Source organism: Streptomyces sp. NEAU-YJ-81 (assembly GCF_017592595.1).
Classification (GTDB): Bacteria; Actinomycetota; Actinomycetes; order Streptomycetales; family Streptomycetaceae; genus Streptomyces; species Streptomyces hygroscopicus_B.
The window spans coordinates 1-662 of the sequence record NZ_JAGFNO010000131.1 but is presented as its reverse complement, the minus strand read 5'-3'; the positions used below and the strand labels follow the sequence as shown (position 1 = coordinate 662).

Annotated in this window: 1 pseudogene; it reads right to left on the bottom strand. The window is 70.2% G+C overall.

Annotated features, from left to right (window positions below):
• Nucleotides 1-134: 134 nt before the first annotated feature.
• Nucleotides 135-662, bottom strand: a pseudogene (locus tag J5X86_RS50245) (hypothetical protein); the annotation flags it as partial.

Genomic DNA, 662 nt, shown 5'->3' with positions numbered 1-662 from the left:
TACGTCGTGGAGCGGGCGCCCGGTGCCCTGGTAGATCCACCAGGGGCGCGGTATCCCGGACGGCAGGGCACCGGAAGCGGACCCCGAGTCCTGCTGGACCCGTCCGTTGTGGCGCCGCGCAGGCTCTCCGTCGCTCATCGACCACCTACCCCGTCGTCCGGCCCCGAAATGCGCCCAAAAGGTTCCACCGGTCGGGTTGGGTCGTCCCAAACGAGCACCACATGTTGCCCGAGGTGATGCTCCCCCTCCGCGGAGCCGATCGTATGGGCGTCCAGACGTAACTCTGTCATGGCTTCACGGAGCCGTGCCAGGTTCCCGCTTGGCTCGGCCTGTTTTTGTCTCAGTTGCTGGACGAAGCCTGGGTCACGGGGCGTCCGGCCGTCCCAGGCGACCACCGGGATCCCGGCCCGCCAGGCGGTCAGCACCTCCGAGTTTCCCTCGGGGGTGGCCCCCGGGGGCGAGCTCAGGATCAGGGCGACCACCTGGGGGTCGGCCTTGAGCCGGGCGAGCAGGGCGGTGGTGTCGCCGGAACGCGGGCTGTCCGGGTCCTCGCCGTCCACGACGAGCTGCTTGGCGCGCTCGGGCTGCTGGTCGAAGACGTTCCAGCGCTGCTTCCACTCGCGGTGCCAGCGCCTGGTCCGGCTTCGCTCCAGGCTCCGTAC